Annotated in this window: 11 protein-coding genes; 4 read left to right on the forward strand and 7 right to left on the reverse strand. The window is 71.1% G+C overall.

Annotated features, from left to right (window positions below):
• Positions 1-127 precede the first annotated feature (127 nt).
• Positions 128-2623 carry a protein kinase domain-containing protein gene (locus KGD87_RS21105; RefSeq protein WP_284662131.1) on the forward strand — a complete coding sequence of 832 codons (2496 nt, stop codon included), beginning with the start codon at positions 128-130 and terminating at the stop codon, positions 2621-2623.
• Positions 2624-2877: 254 nt separating this feature from the next.
• Here KGD87_RS21105 and KGD87_RS21110 read toward each other — a convergent pair whose 3' ends face one another.
• From KGD87_RS21110 to KGD87_RS21130, 5 genes are all read right to left on the reverse strand, one after another.
• Entirely contained in the window at positions 2878-3228 is a 351-nt protein-coding gene (locus tag KGD87_RS21110) for a DUF2019 domain-containing protein (RefSeq protein ID WP_284662132.1), read from the reverse strand.
• The gene (sitA5, locus tag KGD87_RS21115; RefSeq protein WP_284662134.1) at positions 3228-4523 is read right to left on the reverse strand and encodes a SitA5 family polymorphic toxin; all 1296 of its coding nucleotides are present in this window, start codon (positions 4521-4523) and stop codon (positions 3228-3230) included. The genes KGD87_RS21110 and sitA5 overlap by 1 nt, the downstream gene beginning before the upstream one ends.
• A 63-nt stretch (positions 4524-4586) precedes the next feature.
• Positions 4587-4985 (reverse strand): hypothetical protein, encoded by a 399-nt coding sequence (locus KGD87_RS21120; protein WP_284662136.1) that lies wholly within the window; start codon positions 4983-4985, stop codon positions 4587-4589.
• 68 nt (positions 4986-5053) lie between these two features.
• Positions 5054-5890 (reverse strand): CHAP domain-containing protein, encoded by an 837-nt coding sequence (locus KGD87_RS21125; RefSeq protein WP_350099364.1) that lies wholly within the window; start codon positions 5888-5890, stop codon positions 5054-5056.
• Between the two features lie 41 nt (positions 5891-5931).
• A complete protein-coding gene (locus tag KGD87_RS21130) occupies positions 5932-11403 on the reverse strand; it encodes a hypothetical protein (protein WP_284662139.1) in 5472 nt (1823 codons plus the stop codon).
• 195 nt (positions 11404-11598) lie between these two features.
• Between KGD87_RS21130 and KGD87_RS21135 the strand changes: the two genes are divergently transcribed.
• Complete coding sequence (locus KGD87_RS21135; RefSeq protein WP_284662141.1) at positions 11599-12108, forward strand: GNAT family N-acetyltransferase; 510 nt, start codon at positions 11599-11601, stop codon at positions 12106-12108.
• A gap of 22 nt (positions 12109-12130) precedes the next feature.
• Here KGD87_RS21135 and KGD87_RS21140 read toward each other — a convergent pair whose 3' ends face one another.
• Positions 12131-13408, reverse strand: coding sequence for a phospholipase D-like domain-containing protein (locus KGD87_RS21140; protein ID WP_284662142.1), 1278 nt, complete (start codon positions 13406-13408; stop codon positions 12131-12133).
• A gap of 141 nt (positions 13409-13549) precedes the next feature.
• On the opposite strand from KGD87_RS21140, the gene KGD87_RS21145 reads away from it, so the two are divergent.
• Together KGD87_RS21145 and KGD87_RS21150 are read left to right on the forward strand one after the other, a co-directional pair.
• A complete protein-coding gene (locus tag KGD87_RS21145) occupies positions 13550-15883 on the forward strand; it encodes an acyl-CoA dehydrogenase family protein (protein WP_284662144.1) in 2334 nt (777 codons plus the stop codon).
• A gap of 63 nt (positions 15884-15946) precedes the next feature.
• A complete protein-coding gene (locus KGD87_RS21150; protein ID WP_284662145.1) occupies positions 15947-16459 on the forward strand; it encodes an ester cyclase in 513 nt (170 codons plus the stop codon).
• Between the two features lie 3 nt (positions 16460-16462).
• On the opposite strand, the gene KGD87_RS21155 is transcribed toward KGD87_RS21150, so the two are convergent.
• Entirely contained in the window at positions 16463-17089 is a 627-nt protein-coding gene (locus KGD87_RS21155) for a hypothetical protein (RefSeq protein ID WP_284662146.1), read from the reverse strand.
• Between the last annotated feature and the right edge of the window lie 54 nt (positions 17090-17143).

Consider the following 17143-nt stretch of genomic DNA (forward strand, 5'->3'; position numbering starts at 1 on the left):
GTCCAAGCCCTCGAAATTTCTGGCAAACCCCCGCTTGTGGGGCAGGCAACGAGACGTGATGGCTCCCCGAATCCAGGGTGAAGGAACGGGCTGCGCCCTGGGCCGAAGTCGGACAAGATGCGCCCGCGTGTTGGCCCCCGACTCCCTTGTCCTCGACGGTCGCTTCCGGGTTCTCCGTCCGCTGGGCTCGGGCGGGATGGGAGAGGTCTACCTTGGTGAACAGGTCTCCCTGGGCCGCAAGGTGGCCATCAAGGTCCTGCACCATGACCTCCACGCCCAGGCCGGCATGGCGGAGCGCTTCAAGCGCGAGGCGCGCCTCCTCTCCGCCGTGGAGCATCCGGCCGTGGTGCGCATCGTCGACTTCGGCGAGTCCGGCGACCACGCGTGCCTCGTCATGGAGTTCGTCGAAGGTGAGAGCCTGTACGACGTGCTCACCCCAGGCCCCATGCCCGTGGGGCGCGGGCTGCCGCTGCTCCAGCAGTTGGCGGAGGGCCTGGCCGCCATCCACGAGAAGGGCATCATCCACCGCGACCTGAAGCCGGAGAACGTCTTCATCTCCAAGGGCGCCCGGGGCGAGCAGGCCCGGCTGCTGGACTTCGGCATCGCCCGGCTCGTGGAGCCGGACGCCGCCAGCAGCGTCAGTCAGGTGGGCGTGGTGCTGGGCACGCCGGAGTACCTGTCGCCGGAGCAGGCAGTGGGCGCGAAGGTGGACACGCGCAGCGACCTGTACTCGTTCGGCGTGCTGACCTACCGCGTGCTGTCCGGGCGGCTCCCCTTCGACGGGCCCCTGCCGCGCCACTTCCTGTCGCAGCACGCCTCCGCCGCGCCGCTGCCGCTGGACCGCGCGGCCCCTACGCTGTCGCGCTACGTGGGCCTGCTGTCGCTGGTGATGCGCCTGCTGGAGAAGGACCCGGGCAAGCGCCCCCAGAGCGCGCATGAGCTGGCGGACGCGCTGGCCGCGGCGCACTCGGCCCTCTCCGCCTTCACGCCCGGCCTGGGCACCCCCGCCTACGTCCCTCCGCCGGGGAGCGGCGCCACGCCCTCCTCCGGCACGTCGGTGTTCGGCACCGGGAGCGCCACGGGGAGCGGTGCGGGCCCCACGGGCACGGCGGCCTTCGCGGGAGTCGCTCCGGCGCCGCAGGCGAGCAGTGGCACCGCCGCGTTCGGCGTGGCCTCCAGCGGCGGCGCGGCCTCGGGCGCCTTGCCGGTGGCGTCCGCGCCGCGCACGGGGACGGCGGCCTTCGGACTGAAGCCCTCCAGCAGCATGGCCGCGCTGACGGGCGGCAGCGCGTCTGTGGTGAAGCCGCAGAACCTCACGGTGATGCTCACCGACATCCAGGGCTTCACCGAGCGCACCAGCCGGCAGACGCACGAAGAGAACGCGCGGATGCTGGAGACGCACGACAAGCTGCTGATGCCCCTGGTGAAGGAGCACGACGGGCGGCTGGTCCAGAAGCGCGGGGACGCGTTGCTGGTGGTGTTCCGCTCCCCCACCTCGGGCGTGCTGTGCGGCATGGCCATGCAGGACCGGCTGTGGCGGCACAACCAGGCGGTGCCGGAGGTGGACCGGCTCAACGTGCGCGTCTGCCTGCACGCGGGCGAGGTGCTCGCCACGCCGGACACCGTGCTGGGCGAGCCCATGGAGGTCGTCGAGGCCGTGGAGCACGTCGCCAGCGCGGGCGAGGTCACCTTCACCGAAGCGGTGAACCTGGCGCGCAACCGCGCGGAGGTCACCGCCGAGCCCTGCGGCGCCATCGCCCTGCCCGGCCGCGACGAGCAGCTCCAGCTCTACCGCTGCCAGCGCGCCGCGGAGGGCCCGCCCTTCGGAGACCGCTTCGCCTCGCAAGGCAGCCGGGGCAACGCGCTCGCGCCCCTGCTGGCGAAGCTCCAGGCCGTGAAGCTGCCCACCGAGTTGGGGGAGCTGCTGCGTCAGCGGCGGCGCGAGGCGGCGCTCATCGCCGGCGCGGTGGTGCTCCTGGGCGCCGGGGCCGCGTGGCTGGGCCAGCGCAGCGACGCCGGCACGCGGGCCTTCGCGCTGCTGGAGGATGGGAAGCTCGACGAAGCCCTGGCCCTGATGGACGGCGCCACCGACGAGGAGAAGGAGCTGCCCTCGCTGCGGCGCGCGCGTGTGGCGGCGCACCATGCCAAGGGGCACCACATCAGCGAGCGGACCGCGCTCAACCACCTGAAGGAGGAGGAGCTCGAGGACGTGGAGCCGCTCATCCTCGACGGGCTGGCGGAGGACTACGGCAAGGAGCCGCTCACGGTCCTGGAGCGGTCCCTGGCCCGACTCCCGAAGGACCGCATGCGCGCCCACTACGAGGACCTGGCCGAGGAGGCGTACTCCCTGCGCCAGTGGGGCGCGCTGCGCTACCTGGAGTTCGCCAAGGCGGCGGACGGGGTGGACCTGGTCCGCGCGTACAGCGAGGCGCTGAACACCCCGGACTGCGGCATCCGCACCCAGGCCGCCAACCGGCTCGCGGGCCTGGGTGACGCGGATGCCATCCCCGCCCTGGAGCGCGTCACCACGCTGCCCAAGGAGAAGGGCCTCCTGGGCAGCAAGGACTGCGGCCACGACGCAGCGGCGGACGCCATCAAGTCACTCAAGAAGACGAGCAACTGATTCCGGCAGCCCTTGAGGCGAGGGGCAGTGGGATGAAGCGGCGGTTTCGTAACGAACAGCCATTGTCTCACGGGAACTTGAGCATGCCCGCTCGCCACGCCTTGAGTGCGTACTCGGCGGGTGTCCGGATGGGTCCTGGACGGGCTGCAAGATCCACCAGAACAGGTTCCCCTTATCTGGTGCGAACTCAAGCGCCGCCTGCTCGTACTCTTGGATGAGTTCATTGCTGCTCGCCTCTTGGAGGTCGCGCAGGCTCATGCCGGGTCCAAGGCCCAGGTGCCTTCCTCCCACCGTTGCAGAGCTTGCTGCGCCTCGAAGGGGACCATTCCCTCACCCTTGGCGGCCTCTTCCAGAACCGCCTTGGCTTCCACAGTGCAATGGCGGAGCAGGCAGGCCGCTGCTGTGACCCGGACATCCAGTCGCGGGTGTGTCAAAAGAGCGGCAAGTGCATCTCGTCCAGCATCTCCATGGGTCCGGAGCTTGTCGAACGCGGCGCCGTACCTCTTGGCATGCTTGTTCCCTGTCTTTGCGTCCCCCCGCCAGATGGCATCGGTCTGCGCAGCCACGTTCTCGGCGAACTGCTCGACGAGATCCTCCAGCTTCATTACCAGACCCCCTTCGTGACCTTCTCAATCGCCGTGAAACCAAACTTGCGCTGGGCCTCGTACGACTGGGTGCTCAACCATTGTCGTACGGTCAGACTCCTCGAACCGGTAATGTTCCAGCGAATGGACGAGTAGAGCGCGCTGATGCGGGTATGTAGCGATTGCCCCAGGCGGATGACGTTCTCGGTGTTGTGCAGGGCATGAGGTCCGAACCGCTCCACGTTGCCTGGGGTCTGCTCGACGATGTGGTGCCACTGCTTTCCCTGGCCAGCCGGGCCCAAGGCACTCTTGAGTCCGGAAGACGAGCCCCAGGACCTGAAGCCGGCAGGACTGACTCCCACTGCGGTTCCTCGTGAGTCCTGTGCCGTCATGGCGACCGCTGGGGCAGGCAGGGAGATGACGACGGTGCTCCCTTCAACGGCGACCGCACGCACCTGTCCCGCGTTCGCAAGGCTGATGCCTACTCGTGAGGCCCCGGCCGCCGCAGCCTCCGTGAAGCTCGGCAGCATCGAAAGCCGCGACGCCAGCCACGCGGCGCCCCCAGCCATGCCGTGGCTCACCACCACGGTGACCGCGAGGACGAAGACGCGCGCCACCTCCGGTCCCACCCTGTGGGCGAAGCGCTGGCCGGCCTGCTCCAGCTCAATCCACGGCATGGCCCTGTCCGTGGCCCGCTTCAGCTCCCGGCTCGCGTCCACCACCTCCAGGAACGTCTCCAATCCCAGGTAGATGAGCAGGACCGCGGAGACGATGGCCGCCGCCTTGGTGAACACCGGCTCGGGATTCGCCGCCAGCACGGCCCAGGTGACGAGCCCCGTGGCGATGACAGTGTAGAAGAGCTGGGGTGCCAGGGTCTTCTCCACCGCCCGGGCGATGCTCTCCTTGAGAGGCTCCAGCGACAGGCCCAAAGCCACACCCAATTTGTCCCACTCGCCCAGGCCAGGCCCTATGTCGCGCAGGGAGAGGCAGTGGGCCCTGCGCTGGCCGGGCTCGCAGAGGCCGCCAAAGCTCTTGCGCATCAGACGCTGCCAGCGGGCGTCAGCACTGCTTCCCGAGTGGGAGGCGCGCACCAGCAAGCCTTGCTGGGGAGCACGGAGCGTCAGGGGCACCTCCAGCACCAGCCGCGCCAGCGCCTCCTCGAATGCTCCCGCGTCCACCTTCACGGACTCGTTCGAGGAAGACGGCCTGTACTCCAGGGGCGAGCCCTGCCCCATGTCGAGGCGGATGGCACGCGGAGTGGAGCACGCAGCGAGGAGGGCGAAGAGCAGGCCCGTGACGCCCAGACGAGTTGCCATGAGCCGCTTTCCAGCGCGAGGAAGGCTCCAGGCTACGGAAAATCCGTGTAGCTGTCCCCGCTCTCAGTCATCCCGCCGCGCGTGCCCCTTCTTCTTGCCGTGCCCGCGCCCGCGCCGGTCGTCGTCATCATCCCAGTCATGTCGGCGGGCCTTCACCTTCTCGTCCACCCGCAGGAGGCTGCGCGAGTACGCGTCGAAGTCCAGGTGCAGGTGGCCCCTCGCCCCGCGAGCGAAGGCGTGGAACTTCACCCGCCACACGTCCCGCCCCTTGCGGTCCGCGTCCTTCAGGCGGCACTCGTAGCCACGCGAGCGGCACTGGTTGAAGCCCAGGTTCACCGCTTCCTTGTACGTCATCGCCACCGGACGCTGCGGAGGCGGCGGTGGACGCGGCGGAGGTGCACGGGTGTGCATGACACAACCCGAAGCGAACATCAGACAGCCAATGACAAGGGCGAGTCGCATGCCACCCATGACGCCTCAGCGCGGCACATCTTCAAAGCCACGCGGGGTGTGAGCCGGGCGCTGGAAAGTTACAGCCCCTCAGGCGACGCGAAGGCCGCGAACAACTCTCCCGCGAGATAGGCCCGCGAGCCCTTCGCGGCGGGACGGAGGTAGTCGTTCACCACGGGCCCGCCCTGCTCCAACTGGTGCCTCGACGGGAAGGACAGGTTCAGCCGGCCTCGCGCCACGCCCTTGCCGCCCCGGTGGATGAAGGTGACGGTGCCATGGGCATCCACGGCCTCCACCACCCCAATGTGTGTCATTCCGTCGTTGCGGCGGCCATCGCGGTTGCGGTCATACGTCTCACGGAAGAAGACGAGGTCTCCGGGGCGCGGCGGCTGGTGGTGGACGGAGCCGACCTCCACCGCGCGGCGGAAGATGGCGGAGACAGCGTTCTCTCCCGCGCGGAAGCCGTGCGCCACCAGGTCGATACCAGCGGAGTGGTACGCCAGACGCACGAAGCCGGAGCAGTCATCCGGAACGCCTCGGCTGACTCGGCGCAGGCTGCGCATGCCCACGAGCTGGAGGGAGCGCTGGACGATGGAGCGCGACATCCTCGTGGGCGTGAGCACCACGTCCCAGAACCGGCCCGTGGTGCTGGCGGGCCCCGTCACCTGCTCGGCCGCTCGCAGCGTGGCCTCCAGCACGCCCGCGCTCACCCAGTGCGTGGGTGACGCCGGGCCGGCCCCCAATTCCACCGTCGTCACCGGCACCGGCGCCGCGAGCCCGCCTGGCGCGGCCACCGTCACCCCCTCCGGTGCTGCGACGGGCTCCGAGGGACGCGGCGTCACGGTGGCACACCCCACGAGCAGGCCGAGGGGGAAGACGGCCAGGAGTGGGAGGCGGAGCGACATGAGAGGCAGCATTCAAGACCACCTCCCAGGCCGTCCGCCAAGAACTCCCGGTGTCAGCCCTCCCAGGTCGCGAGCATGGCGCGCACCCGTGCATACCTCTGGAGCAGCGCCGCGCGGTGCGCACTGAGCAACACCATGGAACCAATGACCATCAGTCCCAGGACGAACAGCGAGGCCGCGGCAATCCGGTGGTCCCGCATGCCGAAGCGCACCAGGTTGGCGGCGATGCACGTCACCAGGAACGCCGTGCCCAGGTACACGTAGGAGCGGATGCGCAGCGCGATGCCACACGCCACGCCCACCACGCAGAGCGTGACGCACAGGAGCATCGAGCCGCCGTCATTGAACATGAGCGGCTTCCAGGCCCCCGCCACGTAGATGGCGGTGACGGCCAGCGCGCGCAGCCGGGCATAGGTCTCCTCCTCGATGGCCTCCCGGAACACGCGCAGCAGCGCGAGCAGGGAGAGCCCCGCGGGGATGACATAGAACTGCGCCTCTCCCGCGCCCGTCCCCCGCCACACCAGCAGCAGCGCCGCGTTGAACGCCACCACCGACGTCAGCGACGCCAGACCCCGATGCCGCGGGTGCGAGGCCAGCGCGGCGAAGTGCGTGGCATACCCCACCATCAGCGCCGCGACGTGAAGGGGCTCGCTCCATGGCGCGGAGAGCAACCCCGCCATCGGGAAGAGGTACGCGCCCAACAAGGCGGGCCGGCGGAAACACGCCAGGGAGGAACCCTCGCGCTGCACGAAGAAGTAGAGGCCGGTGAACAGCGCGCCGCCCACCAGGGCCGCCAGGCTGTCGCCGGGGCCCGGGTGCGCCCCCATTCCCAGCATGCGGACGGAGAGATAGCCCAGCGCGAGCACCGCCTGCGCCAGGTAGGCGGACGCCTCTTCCTTCTCCGTGGCCGCGCGGCGGACCAGGGCGACGAGCAGCACGCCCAGCGCCACGCTCGCCACCAGGCCCTCGCGGAGCGCGCCCAGCGACGTATCCACGAGCGCCAGCCCCGCCATCACCTCGAAGAGCGCCACCCAGGCGAAGCCGTGCCCCACGCTCCGGCGCCGCGCCTTGCCGGCCACGAAGAGCGAGAGCGCCGCGAGCAGCGCGCTGGCCGCGCCGAAGTACGGGAGGATGAACGCCGCGCCCCGGCCGCTGGAGTACACCGCGCCCAGGTACAGCAGCCATCCGTGCACGGCGGCGAGCGAGGCCAGCCACCCCACCACCTCACGCTCGCGGCGCCGCCACACCACGGCCCACGCCGCGCCCACGCCGAAGAGGAACGTCAGCGGGGTGCCCACGTGCTCCAGCTCGCGCAAGCCCGCGAGCGACAGCAGCGCCAGCACCCAGCCGCCATGGTGCAGCGAGGCGCCCACCCGCCCACCGCGAGCGTCCACGAGCGCCCCGACGAGGCACAGCGCCAGCCCTGTTCCGCTGACGACAGCGGGCACCCACAGCGGGTCCACGGCGGCGACGAGCGAGGCCCCCAGCAACGCGGTGGCCACGTTGGCCATCCACCGCTCCCGCGTCACCATCAACACACATGCCGTCACCGCGGCGCCCACCGCCACCGGCAGCGGCAACGAGCCAGGGCCCACCAGGAGCAGGCGCTCCAGCAGCAGCACGCCCAACGCGCCAGCGCTGCCCACCCACAGCGGCTCGCTCCAGGTGTCCTCCAGCGGAGGCAGCACCTTCGCGAAGGTCTGGGTGAGCGCGCGCTGGATGCCCCCGGACTGGCACACGGCGGACGCCACGGCCGCGCCCAGCACCACGGCGATGACGGACAGGCCCGCGTCGAACCCTCGCTCGAGCAGCGCACTCACGCTGGACGCGCCCATGGGCGCCAGCGCCAACGCCCAGATGGCGGGAGCCAGCAGCCAACGCTGAGACAGCAGGAACGCGGCCAGCGTCAGCACCCCCGCCAGCGTGGCCAACTGAGACGGCGTGGGCGAATCGATGACGGGCAGCGCCGCGAGGATGAGCGCCGAGACGACGGCCCAGGGCCGCAGCGCCTTGTCCGGCGCGCTCCGGAAGAACGCCCATACGCGAGCGGGCCAATGGGTCTCCGCGATGGCCAGCGCGAGCAACAGGCCGATGACGAGGGGACGGGCCGCTGGGAAGAAGAGGAAGACCAGCGCGGAGCCACACACGCGCAAGCTGGGGCGCGCTCCGGGCATCAGCGCCAGCGACGCCAACAGCACATAGAGCGCCGTGGGGACATGGTACGGCCTGAGCTCGACGACGAGCACGAGCAGCGTCACCCCGGCGAGCCAGCCCTGCATCCACGCGGACAGCGACTGGCGAGGGGCCTCCTCACGCGAGCGCAGCAGCAGCGACGCCGCGACGGGGACGTGCGCCACGACCCGCACCAGCGCCAGGCTCAGCAGCGGGAGCGCCTGAATCCACGCGGGCAACTCGCCGCCCACCACCGCGATGCCCACGAAGGAATACGGGACGGGAAGCGACGCGAAGAACGGCTGCCGGTTGGCGCGCGTCCAGAGCAGGGGCAGCACGCAGGTGCCCACGAGCAGCAACGGCAGCCCCCCGTCGTCCCACTTCACCACCGCGACGCCCAGCACCACGGCGGCGGACACCGTCGCCGCCAGGGCGAAGCGGTGACCGCCCGCCCCCACGCGCGAGACGACGGGGACCTCCTCCAGCACGGCCAGGAGACTCAACACCCCGGCGAGGCACAACAACGGCACGGCGCCGAAGCTGAACGTCGCGATGAGCGCATAGAGCGCGGCCACGGAGACACTCAGCGCCGCGGGCAAGACGCGCGCGGTGAGCAGCGCCGCGAGCGCCGCCCCCAGCAGGAGGGGCGCGTGCTCCGATGAACGCGTGCCCAGCAGGGCCGTCAGCGGGAAGACGAGCGCGATGAGCCCGGCGACCGTCGCGCTGAGACTGCGGCCCCACCGCGCCGCGGCGACGGAAGCCCCCAGGGCCCAGCAGCAGAACAGCGCCACGGACAGACCCGGCGACATCCATCCACCCCATGGCGAATAGACTTTCGGGATGTCGTGCACCAGCGCCAGGGCCGACATGAGCACGGCCAGGGGACGCACCGCCGGGAAGGTCCGCGACGCCACGGCCACCGCGCCCGCGGACACCAGGATGACGCCGGCCAGCCCCGGCACCCGGGCCAGCACGCCCCAGGGAATCGCGAGCACCGCGTAGAAGACACCCGGCAGCCCCAGCCACCGCACCAGCCCACCCCGCAGCCCCAGCAACGCGAGTCCGAGCGCCACCGCCGCGAGCGTGGGCGCCACCGCCGCGGACGACAGCTCACCCGCCAACCTCGGAAGCACGGCCGCCGCCAGCACGGACGCCAGCGCCATGAGGGAGGCGCGCTGGAGCACCCAGGCGACGAGCACCGCGGCGGCGCCACACAGGGCCATGCCCGTCACGGCCGTGAAGCCCTCGCCGGCCACCAGGCCCATGAGGAACCCCGCCATGGCCACCACGCCCACGACGACGCCCAGCAGCAAGCGCGTGCGCGCGGTGCACAGCATGCTCACCGCGGCGAGCACCAGGGCCAGCGCCCCCGAGGCGACCGCGCCGGCGGACGCGCCCAGGACGGCGTAGGCCTGGAAGGGCAGGAACAGCGCCAGCCCCGCCCCCACCACCGTCAGGAAGAAGCGCTCCACCAGCAGGCCCAGGACGAGACACAGCACCGCCAACGCCAGCGCGCTCCAGAAGGAGGGCCGGGCGTCCGGCCCCGTCAGGCCCAGGAAGACGAAGAGCGGGCTCGCCACCGCGGTGGCGCGCAGCAGCACCTCCGCCAGCGCGAGGTCCCGCGCGTTGCCCGTGCGCTGGCCTCGCCACAGCCGCGAGACGGCGAACAGCGCGCCCGCGGAGATGAAGGGCAGCGCGGACAGCGCTCCGAATTGAAGGGGCAGCGGCTCGGTGACGTAGCCGAGCCAGGCCTTCACCGTATCGATGAGGCGACGCACCGGCCCGGGGATGAGCTGGGAGAAGGAGGCATAGGCGAAGTACGTGCTCGCGTAGGCCGCGTAGACCCACCGGATGCGGGCGACGCCGCCGCGCGACAGCGACAGCAACGTCCACGAGACGACCGCCGCCGTGACGAAGAACGCGGGCGCCGGCGCCATCGCCGCGGCGATGAGACAGGTGGCCTGGAGTGACACCGCGCCCATGGACAGCGAATCCGCGCCCCGCTCGGCATCCAGGGTGCGGAAGCGCAACGCGGTGGCCAGGAGAAAGGCGCCGAACGGGGCATAGGTGCCAACGGAGACCGCCACGTCCGCGCCCGCCAGCGCGACGTGCAGGCGCGTGAAATAGAGGAGCAGCAGGTACAGCGGCGCGGCGACGACGAAAGCGAGCGCGGTGCCCTCACGCGGCGCGGGTGGCGGACGCGACGACAGGAGGAAGAAGAGCGCGCACGGCAGGACGTTGAGCCACAGCGCCAGGCCACCCAGCCCCGCGGCGAGCGGCGCCAACCCCATCATCAAGGTGCTGGCCACGAGCGCCAGTTGGATGAAGGGACGGGACGTGGAATCGAAGGCCTCCAGCGGCTTGCGCGCCAGGAAGGCCGCCACGCCCGCCCACACCAGCAGCGCGGGGATGAGCCACACCGTTCCGACGCCTCCCAGTTGGAAGACGTCCCCCAGGCCCATGGGTCCCAGCGCGATGCCCGCGAGCGGAGCCACGGCCGAGCCGATGAGCCCCAGGATGTTCCCCGGCTTGCGCAACGCCTCGCGCCTGGCGAGGTACGCGCCCCAGATGGTGAAGCCCGCGGAGTAACCCGCCGTCAGTCCGAACACCGTGAGCGAGCGGCCGTCGGACGACATCCCCGCCCAACTCTCGAACACGAGGTAGAGGGCGCTGGAGAGGATGAGGAAGGCCCCGATGAACCACATGATGCTCTCGTAGAGGAACGGCCTCCACACGCGGTTCCAAGTGGAGGTCTCCTCGACGAGACGCGCGGTGAGGCTTCGCGCCGGCGGCGGCTCCGCGTAGGGCTCCGCCGGGTTCTCGGGCAGCGGCATCCAGACAGGCGGGGCCTCTGGAGGCGCGGCATCCACGCTTGCGTCGGCCTCCGGCTCGGGCGGGTGCGATGGCGCCGCGACGCCCTCTGGCTCCGACGAAGCAGCCGTCTCGGCCCGGACCTGCGCTTCGGAGAGTCCCGGCGCCTCCACGGCGGGAGTCACCTCGGCCACCGGCGCTACGGACGCGGCCTCCCGCGGCGCGGAAGGCTCCTGCACCAATGCGACGGCAGCGGACGCCATGACCGCATCCGCCACGGCCTCCGCTGAGCCCGCTGGAGGCACCTCCGTCAAGACCGCGAGGAGGATGCGTGCCTGCCGCTCATACCGCTCCGAGATGAAGCGCCGGACGTTGGGAGGAACCTCGGAGGCCCCCCACCGCGTCAGCTCATCGAGCAGGAATTGAACGTGCGCGAGCTCCGCTTCGATGACCTCTCGCGAGCGCTCCGTCATCCGAGCACCACACAGCGCACACCAGAAGTCCTTGCCACGCCGCTCTTCGCGGCAGTCAGCGCAGTACATGCATCCCCCTCGATACAACGAACATGCCATTCAAGAGGCCGTCGCGTACAGGCACAGCCTCCAGACAGGGGGACGCGCACACGTGCACGGGGCCTCACGCCCGCGACACCTGTGCATCCGGCTGCACACCCCGTGCGTGAGCCTCAGCGCACCCGCCGCTGGCCCCCTGGCCCCGGCTGTGAAACCGTCGCGTGCATGAGCACGGAAGCGCTGACGCTGCGACGCATTGAAGCGAGGGATGACGCGGCGGTGGCCAGCGTCATCCGGACGGTCATGCCGGAGTTCGGCGCGGACGGCCCTGGCTTCGCCATCCACGACCCCGAGGTGTCCGCGATGACCGCCGCCTACGCCCGGCCCCGGCACGCCTACTTCGTCGTGGAGGAGCGGGCGGGGCGCATCATCGGCGGCGGTGGAGTCGCCCCGCTGGAGGGCGGAGACGCGGGCGTCTGCGAGCTGCGGAAGATGTACTTCCTCCCCGAAGCCCGAGGACTCGGCCAGGGCGAGCGCCTGCTCCGGCGCTGCCTGGAGTTCGCGCGTGATGCGGGCTTCCAGCGCTGCTACCTGGAGACACTCGCGGGAATGCAGCAGGCCCAGAAGCTCTACCGCCGCATGGGCTTCGAGCCGCTGTGCACGCCCCTGGGTCGCACGGGCCACTTCGGCTGCGACCACTGGTACGCCCGGGACCTGTCAAAGCCGCTCGACTGACGAAGACGGACGCGCGCTGACGCTACCGGTCCTGCCCCACCAGTTGCGTCGCCCGGCGGGCCAGCCGCCGCCAGGGGTTGGTGCGGCCCCCATTCTCCAGCGTGATTTCCTTCGAGTGCCGCAGGTCCGTGGCCCAGCACCGCGCCAGCTTGCGGACGAAGGACGCGTCATGGATGACCAGCGAGCCCTCCTTCAGCTTGTTGAGCGACAGCGAGTCCATGTTGGTGGAGCCCACCACGGCGAGCCAGTCGTCCACGAGCAGCGTCTTCGAGTGCATCATCGACGGCTGGTACTCCCAGATGCGCACGCCCGCGGCCAGCAGCCGCTCATACGTCGAGCGCTGGGACGCCCTCATGATGGGCACGTCATGGTTGGGCCCCGGCCCCAGGACGCGAATCTCCACGCCCTGACGGCACTTCTCCTCCAACTGCTCCAGAATCGCGTTGGGCGGTGAGAAGTACGCGTTGGCAATCCAGATGCGCTCACGCGCCGCGCCAATCACGATGCGAATCATGCGCTCCGCGTCGGTGAGGCCCAGCTTGCCCGCGCTGTCGATGAAGCCCGCGGCGCAGGGGCCGGAGTCCTCCAGGTCCTCCGGGAACGCGCTCGGCGGAATCAACCCGCCGCCCGACTCCTGCCAGTGCCGGGAGAACGACAACTGCATGCGGCGCACCTCGGGCCCCTCGACGCGGACGTGCGTGTCGCGCCACTCATCCGGCTTCAGGCCGTCGCCTTCCCACACCTTCCAGATGCCGAAGCCGCCCGTGTAGCCAATGCGCCCGTCGACGATGACGAGCTTCTGGTGACTGCGCCCGAGCAGACGCCCCAGCACCTTGCCCGCCAGGAGCCGGTAGTAGTGGACCTCCACCCCGGCCTCCGTGAGCACCTTCTCCACCTTCTCGTCGAAGTCCCGGTCGCCGCGAATCTCCTCGCTGCCCACCGGGTCCACCACCACGCGGCACGCCACCCCCGCCCGGGCGCGCTCCACCAGCGCCTCCACGACACGGTCCGACAGCGCACAGGGCCGCCAGATGTACACCAGGACGTGCACGCTGCTCCGGGCGGCGCGGATGTCCTCCAGCATGCGCTCGAAGACGGCGCTGTTCTCCAGCAACTCCAGCGAGTGTCCGGGAATCAGCCCCACGCCCGTGGACTGGTACAGCGCGAACGAGAACGCCTCCGGCCCGGGTGGCAGCGTGAAGGGGCCCTTCATCTCATGGCGCTCACGCTCCGCGCCGTCAGAGAAGCCCAGCGCCCCGGGCTTGGGAATCAGCGCCTCCAGCTCCTGCATTTCATCCATACGGGCAAGCTAGGGATGACTCCCTCCGCCTGGAATGCCGTGCCTGCTCGCCTGCCTCGGGCCCGGCGCACGCTTCCCGTTGCCGCGCGGCGCCATGCTGGACACACTGCGCCCGTCCTCTCGCTTCCAGGAGCGCCGACCATGGTGGATGACACCCGTCCGACAGCCCACGAGTTGCTGTCCCTTCCTCGCCTCGCGCCGCTCGTGCCCATGCTGTACGTGGCCTGGACGGACGGGGAGCTCACGCCGGAGGAGCTTCGCGCCATGGGCTCCGCCGCCAGCGAGCAGCACTGGCTCGACCTGCGCGCCAACGCCGTCCTGGCGCGCTGGCTGGACCCGCTGATGCCGCCCAGCCCCGGGGAGCTGGCCCAGGTGCGCGAGCACATCCGCCGCACCGCGGAGCGCCTGTCCCACAGCGAACACAACAACCTCGCCGAGCTGGGCGCGCGGCTCGCCCAGGTGGGCAACGGCGACGAGGCCCTGCCCGCCCCCATGCCGGAGCTGACGCGCGCGCTGGCGCAGCTGGAGGCGTCCCTGGGCGTCTCCGGCAGCGAGGCCGTCCGCTCGCTCGTCCCCGCCGCCTCGCCCAGCCGCACCCATGAGGGCACGCCCACCTCCTTCGACCCGGAGGCCCTGCGCGCGGTGCTGGACCGGACGTACCCGGAGACGCGCGCCCAGGTGCGCCAGTGGCTGGCGGACCCGGCGTTTCGCTACACGGACACCCGCGACACGACGAAGTACCGCGACCAGGTGCTCGCCTGGCTCAAGGCCATGGCCGACCAGGGCCTGGGCCGCATCGCCTTCCCCGCGGGCAATGAGGCCGGCGCGGACCTGGGCGCCTTCGTCACCGCCTTCGAGACGCTGGCCTATTTCGACCTGAGCCTCGTCATCAAGGCCGGCGTCCACTTCGGCCTCTTCGGCGCCAGCATCCTCTTCCTCGGCACCGAGCAGCACCACCGGAAGTACCTGCCCCAGGTGGCCTCGCTGGAGCTGCCCGGCTGCTTCGCCATGAGCGAGCTGGGCCACGGCTCCAACGTCCGGGACGTGGAGACGGTGGCCCGCTACGACGCGGAGGCCGGCGAGTTCGTGGTGCACACGCCGACGGATTCAGCGCGCAAGGAGTGGATTGGCAACGCCGCGCGGCACGGCCGCATCGCCACCGTGTTCGCCCAGCTCGAGGTCGGCGGCAGGGCGCTGGGCGTCCACGCGCTGCTGGTGCCGCTGCGCGACCCGGCCGGCAAGGTGCTGCCCGGCGTTCGCATCGAGGACTGCGGCGAGAAGATGGGCCTCAATGGCGTGGACAACGGCCGCATCTGGTTCGAGCACGTCCGCGTCCCGCGGGAGAACCTGCTGGACCGCTTCGGACAGGTGAACGCGCAGGGCGAATACACCAGCTCCATCACCGGCGACTCCAAGCGCTTCTTCACCATGCTGGGCACGCTGGTGGCGGGCCGGGTGAGCGTGGCCGCCGCGGCGCTGAGCGCGGCCAAGAGCGGGCTCACCATCGCCGTGCGCTACGGTGACTTGCGGCGCCAGTTCGGCCCCGCGGGCGACAAGGAGTTCCGCCTGCTGGACCACCAGGCCCACCAGCGGCGCCTGCTCAAGCCCCTGGCCAAGACATACGCGGTGGACTTCGCGCTCGAATACCTCGTCGAGCGCTACGTGAAGCGCACCGAGGAGGACGCGCGCGAGGTGGAGTCCCTGGCGGCCGGCCTCAAGGCCTACAGCACCTGGCACACCACCGCCGTCCTCCAGGAGGCGCGCGAGGCGTGCGGCGGCCAGGGCTACCTGGAAGCCAACCGGCTGGCGGCGCTGAAGGCGGACACGGACGTGTTCACCACCTTCGAGGGCGACAACACGGTGCTGATGCAGCTGGTCGCCAAGGGCCTGCTCACCGGCTACAAGCAGCGCTTCGAGGACGACCGCGTCTTCGCCGTGCTGAAGCTGCTGGCGGACCGGGCCACCAGCGTGGTGGACCGCAACCCCTTCGCCGCGCGGCGCACCGACAGCGACCACCTGCGCGACAACGACTACCACCTGCGCGCGCTGCGCTTCCGTGAAGAGGAGCTGCTGGCCACCGTGTCCAAGCGCCTCCGCAAGCGGCTGAGCGCGGGCGTGGAGGCCTTCGCGGCCTTCAACCAGGTCCAGGTCCACCTGCTGGAGCTGGCGCACGCCCACGTGGAGCGGCTGGTGCTGGAGCAGTTCCTCAAGGGCGTGGCGGACGTGAAGGACTCCGGCCTGAAGACGGTGCTGGGGCGCCTGTGCGACCTCTACGGCCTGTCCTGCCTGGAGTCCGCCAGCGGCTGGTTCCAGGAGCACGGGTGGTTCGAGGCCGCCAAGGCGAAGGCCATCCGCAAGGAGGTGACGCACCTGTGCGCCGAGCTGCGCCCGGACGCGGTGGCCCTGGTGAACGCGTTTGGAGTACCGGACACCTGCCTCGCCGCCCCCATTGGCCTGGGCCACCTGTCGCCATGAGGTGAACGTTTGAGGCGGGCGGCACTGCACGCCTGCCTGCCCCATGCGCAGCCTCATGGGGCCATGACACGACACACGACGATTCTATTGTTCGCCCTCGGGTGGCTGTCGGGCTGCGCCACGCTGTCTCCCGTGGAGCGCGCGGCCGCCCTGGAGGCCCAGAACAAGCAGCGGGTGCGGCAGCTCACCGAGGAGCTCTACAACCTGCGCAAGCTGGACCGCATCCCGGAGTTCATCGCCGAGGACTTCGTGGACCGCTCCCAGGGCGCGCCCCTCAACGCGGTGGGCCCCGCCTTCATCCGCCAGCAGGCGGAGGCCAGCTTCCAGACATTCCCCGAGCTGAAGTTCGACATCCTCCACCTGGTGGCGGACGGCGACCTGGTGCTGGTGCACTGGAAGGCCACCGGCCCGGACCCCCAGCAGGTGGACGACGCCGGCGAGCCCCAGCCCCTCCTGCTGCACGGGCACTCCCTGTACCGGCTGCGCGACGGCAAGGTGGTGGAGTCCTGGGACATCTCCGACCGCCTGTCACCGCTGCTCCAGCGTGGCTACAAGGTGGTGCCGCCCACGCTATAGCCCTCAGCCGCCGGGCGCGCGGAACACCGCGCCGTCCTGGCCCTCCACCACCAGGCTGGCGCCATCCGACGGCGACACCCGGAGCGCCACGCGCGCCAGCCCCTTGCGGTCCCTCAGCACCAGGCCGGGAGCGCCATGCTCGTCCGCACCCAGGATGGCCCGGGGCCGTCCGTCCGCGTCCGACAGCTCCAGCCGCGACGAGCCATCCACCTGGAGGCCCACCGCGAACAGCTCCCCGCCGCCGGGCTTGGACAGCGTCAGGCGCGGCGCCTCGTCCGAGTACACCATCAGCTCCGCCAGCGACTGCCCGTCCGCGGTGGAGAAGCGCAGCCGGGGCGAGCCGTCCTCGCCCACCCCCAGCAGCGCCCGGGGCCGGCCCTCGCCGTCGCGCAGCACCAGGCCCGCGTTGCCCTGCGCGTCGGTGTCCAGCGTGGCCCGCGTCTGGCCGCGCGCGTCCGTCAGCACCAGCCGGGAGGCCACCAGCGTCCCGGAGGACACGTCCTCGCCCCGGAGCGCCGCCGCGCCCAACCCCAGCCCCGCCAGCGTGAGCGCGGCGAACGTCAGCCCCTGCCACCGCCGGCAACTGCGCTCCAGCCGCGCCATCCGTGCTTCGAGCGACTCCGAATCCATTCGAACGCCTCCTCGCGAAGAGAAGCTAACGGAAGCGGGCCCGGTGCGCGCGCC

Origin of the sequence: Myxococcus sp. SDU36, from assembly GCF_030168875.1 — a bacterium.
In the GTDB taxonomy this organism is placed as follows: Bacteria; Myxococcota; Myxococcia; order Myxococcales; family Myxococcaceae; genus Myxococcus; species Myxococcus vastator.

What these genes read in the sequence shown, in the direction of transcription:
- KGD87_RS21110 (WP_284662132.1), bottom strand. Translation starts at nt 3,228, where the DNA reads ATGAAGCTGGAGGATCTCGTCGAGCAGTTCGCCGAGAACGTGGCTGCG.
- sitA5 (WP_284662134.1), bottom strand. Translation starts at nt 4,523, where the DNA reads ATGGCAACTCGTCTGGGCGTCACGGGCCTGCTCTTCGCCCTCCTCGCT.
- KGD87_RS21120 (WP_284662136.1), bottom strand. Translation starts at nt 4,985, where the DNA reads ATGCGACTCGCCCTTGTCATTGGCTGTCTGATGTTCGCTTCGGGTTGT.
- KGD87_RS21125 (WP_350099364.1), bottom strand. Translation starts at nt 5,890, where the DNA reads ATGCTGCCTCTCATGTCGCTCCGCCTCCCACTCCTGGCCGTCTTCCCC.
- KGD87_RS21130 (WP_284662139.1), bottom strand. Translation starts at nt 11,403, where the DNA reads ATGTACTGCGCTGACTGCCGCGAAGAGCGGCGTGGCAAGGACTTCTGG.
- KGD87_RS21135 (WP_284662141.1), top strand. Translation starts at nt 11,599, where the DNA reads ATGAGCACGGAAGCGCTGACGCTGCGACGCATTGAAGCGAGGGATGAC.
- KGD87_RS21140 (WP_284662142.1), bottom strand. Translation starts at nt 13,408, where the DNA reads ATGGATGAAATGCAGGAGCTGGAGGCGCTGATTCCCAAGCCCGGGGCG.
- KGD87_RS21145 (WP_284662144.1), top strand. Translation starts at nt 13,550, where the DNA reads ATGGTGGATGACACCCGTCCGACAGCCCACGAGTTGCTGTCCCTTCCT.
- KGD87_RS21150 (WP_284662145.1), top strand. Translation starts at nt 15,947, where the DNA reads ATGACACGACACACGACGATTCTATTGTTCGCCCTCGGGTGGCTGTCG.
- KGD87_RS21155 (WP_284662146.1), bottom strand. Translation starts at nt 17,089, where the DNA reads ATGGATTCGGAGTCGCTCGAAGCACGGATGGCGCGGCTGGAGCGCAGT.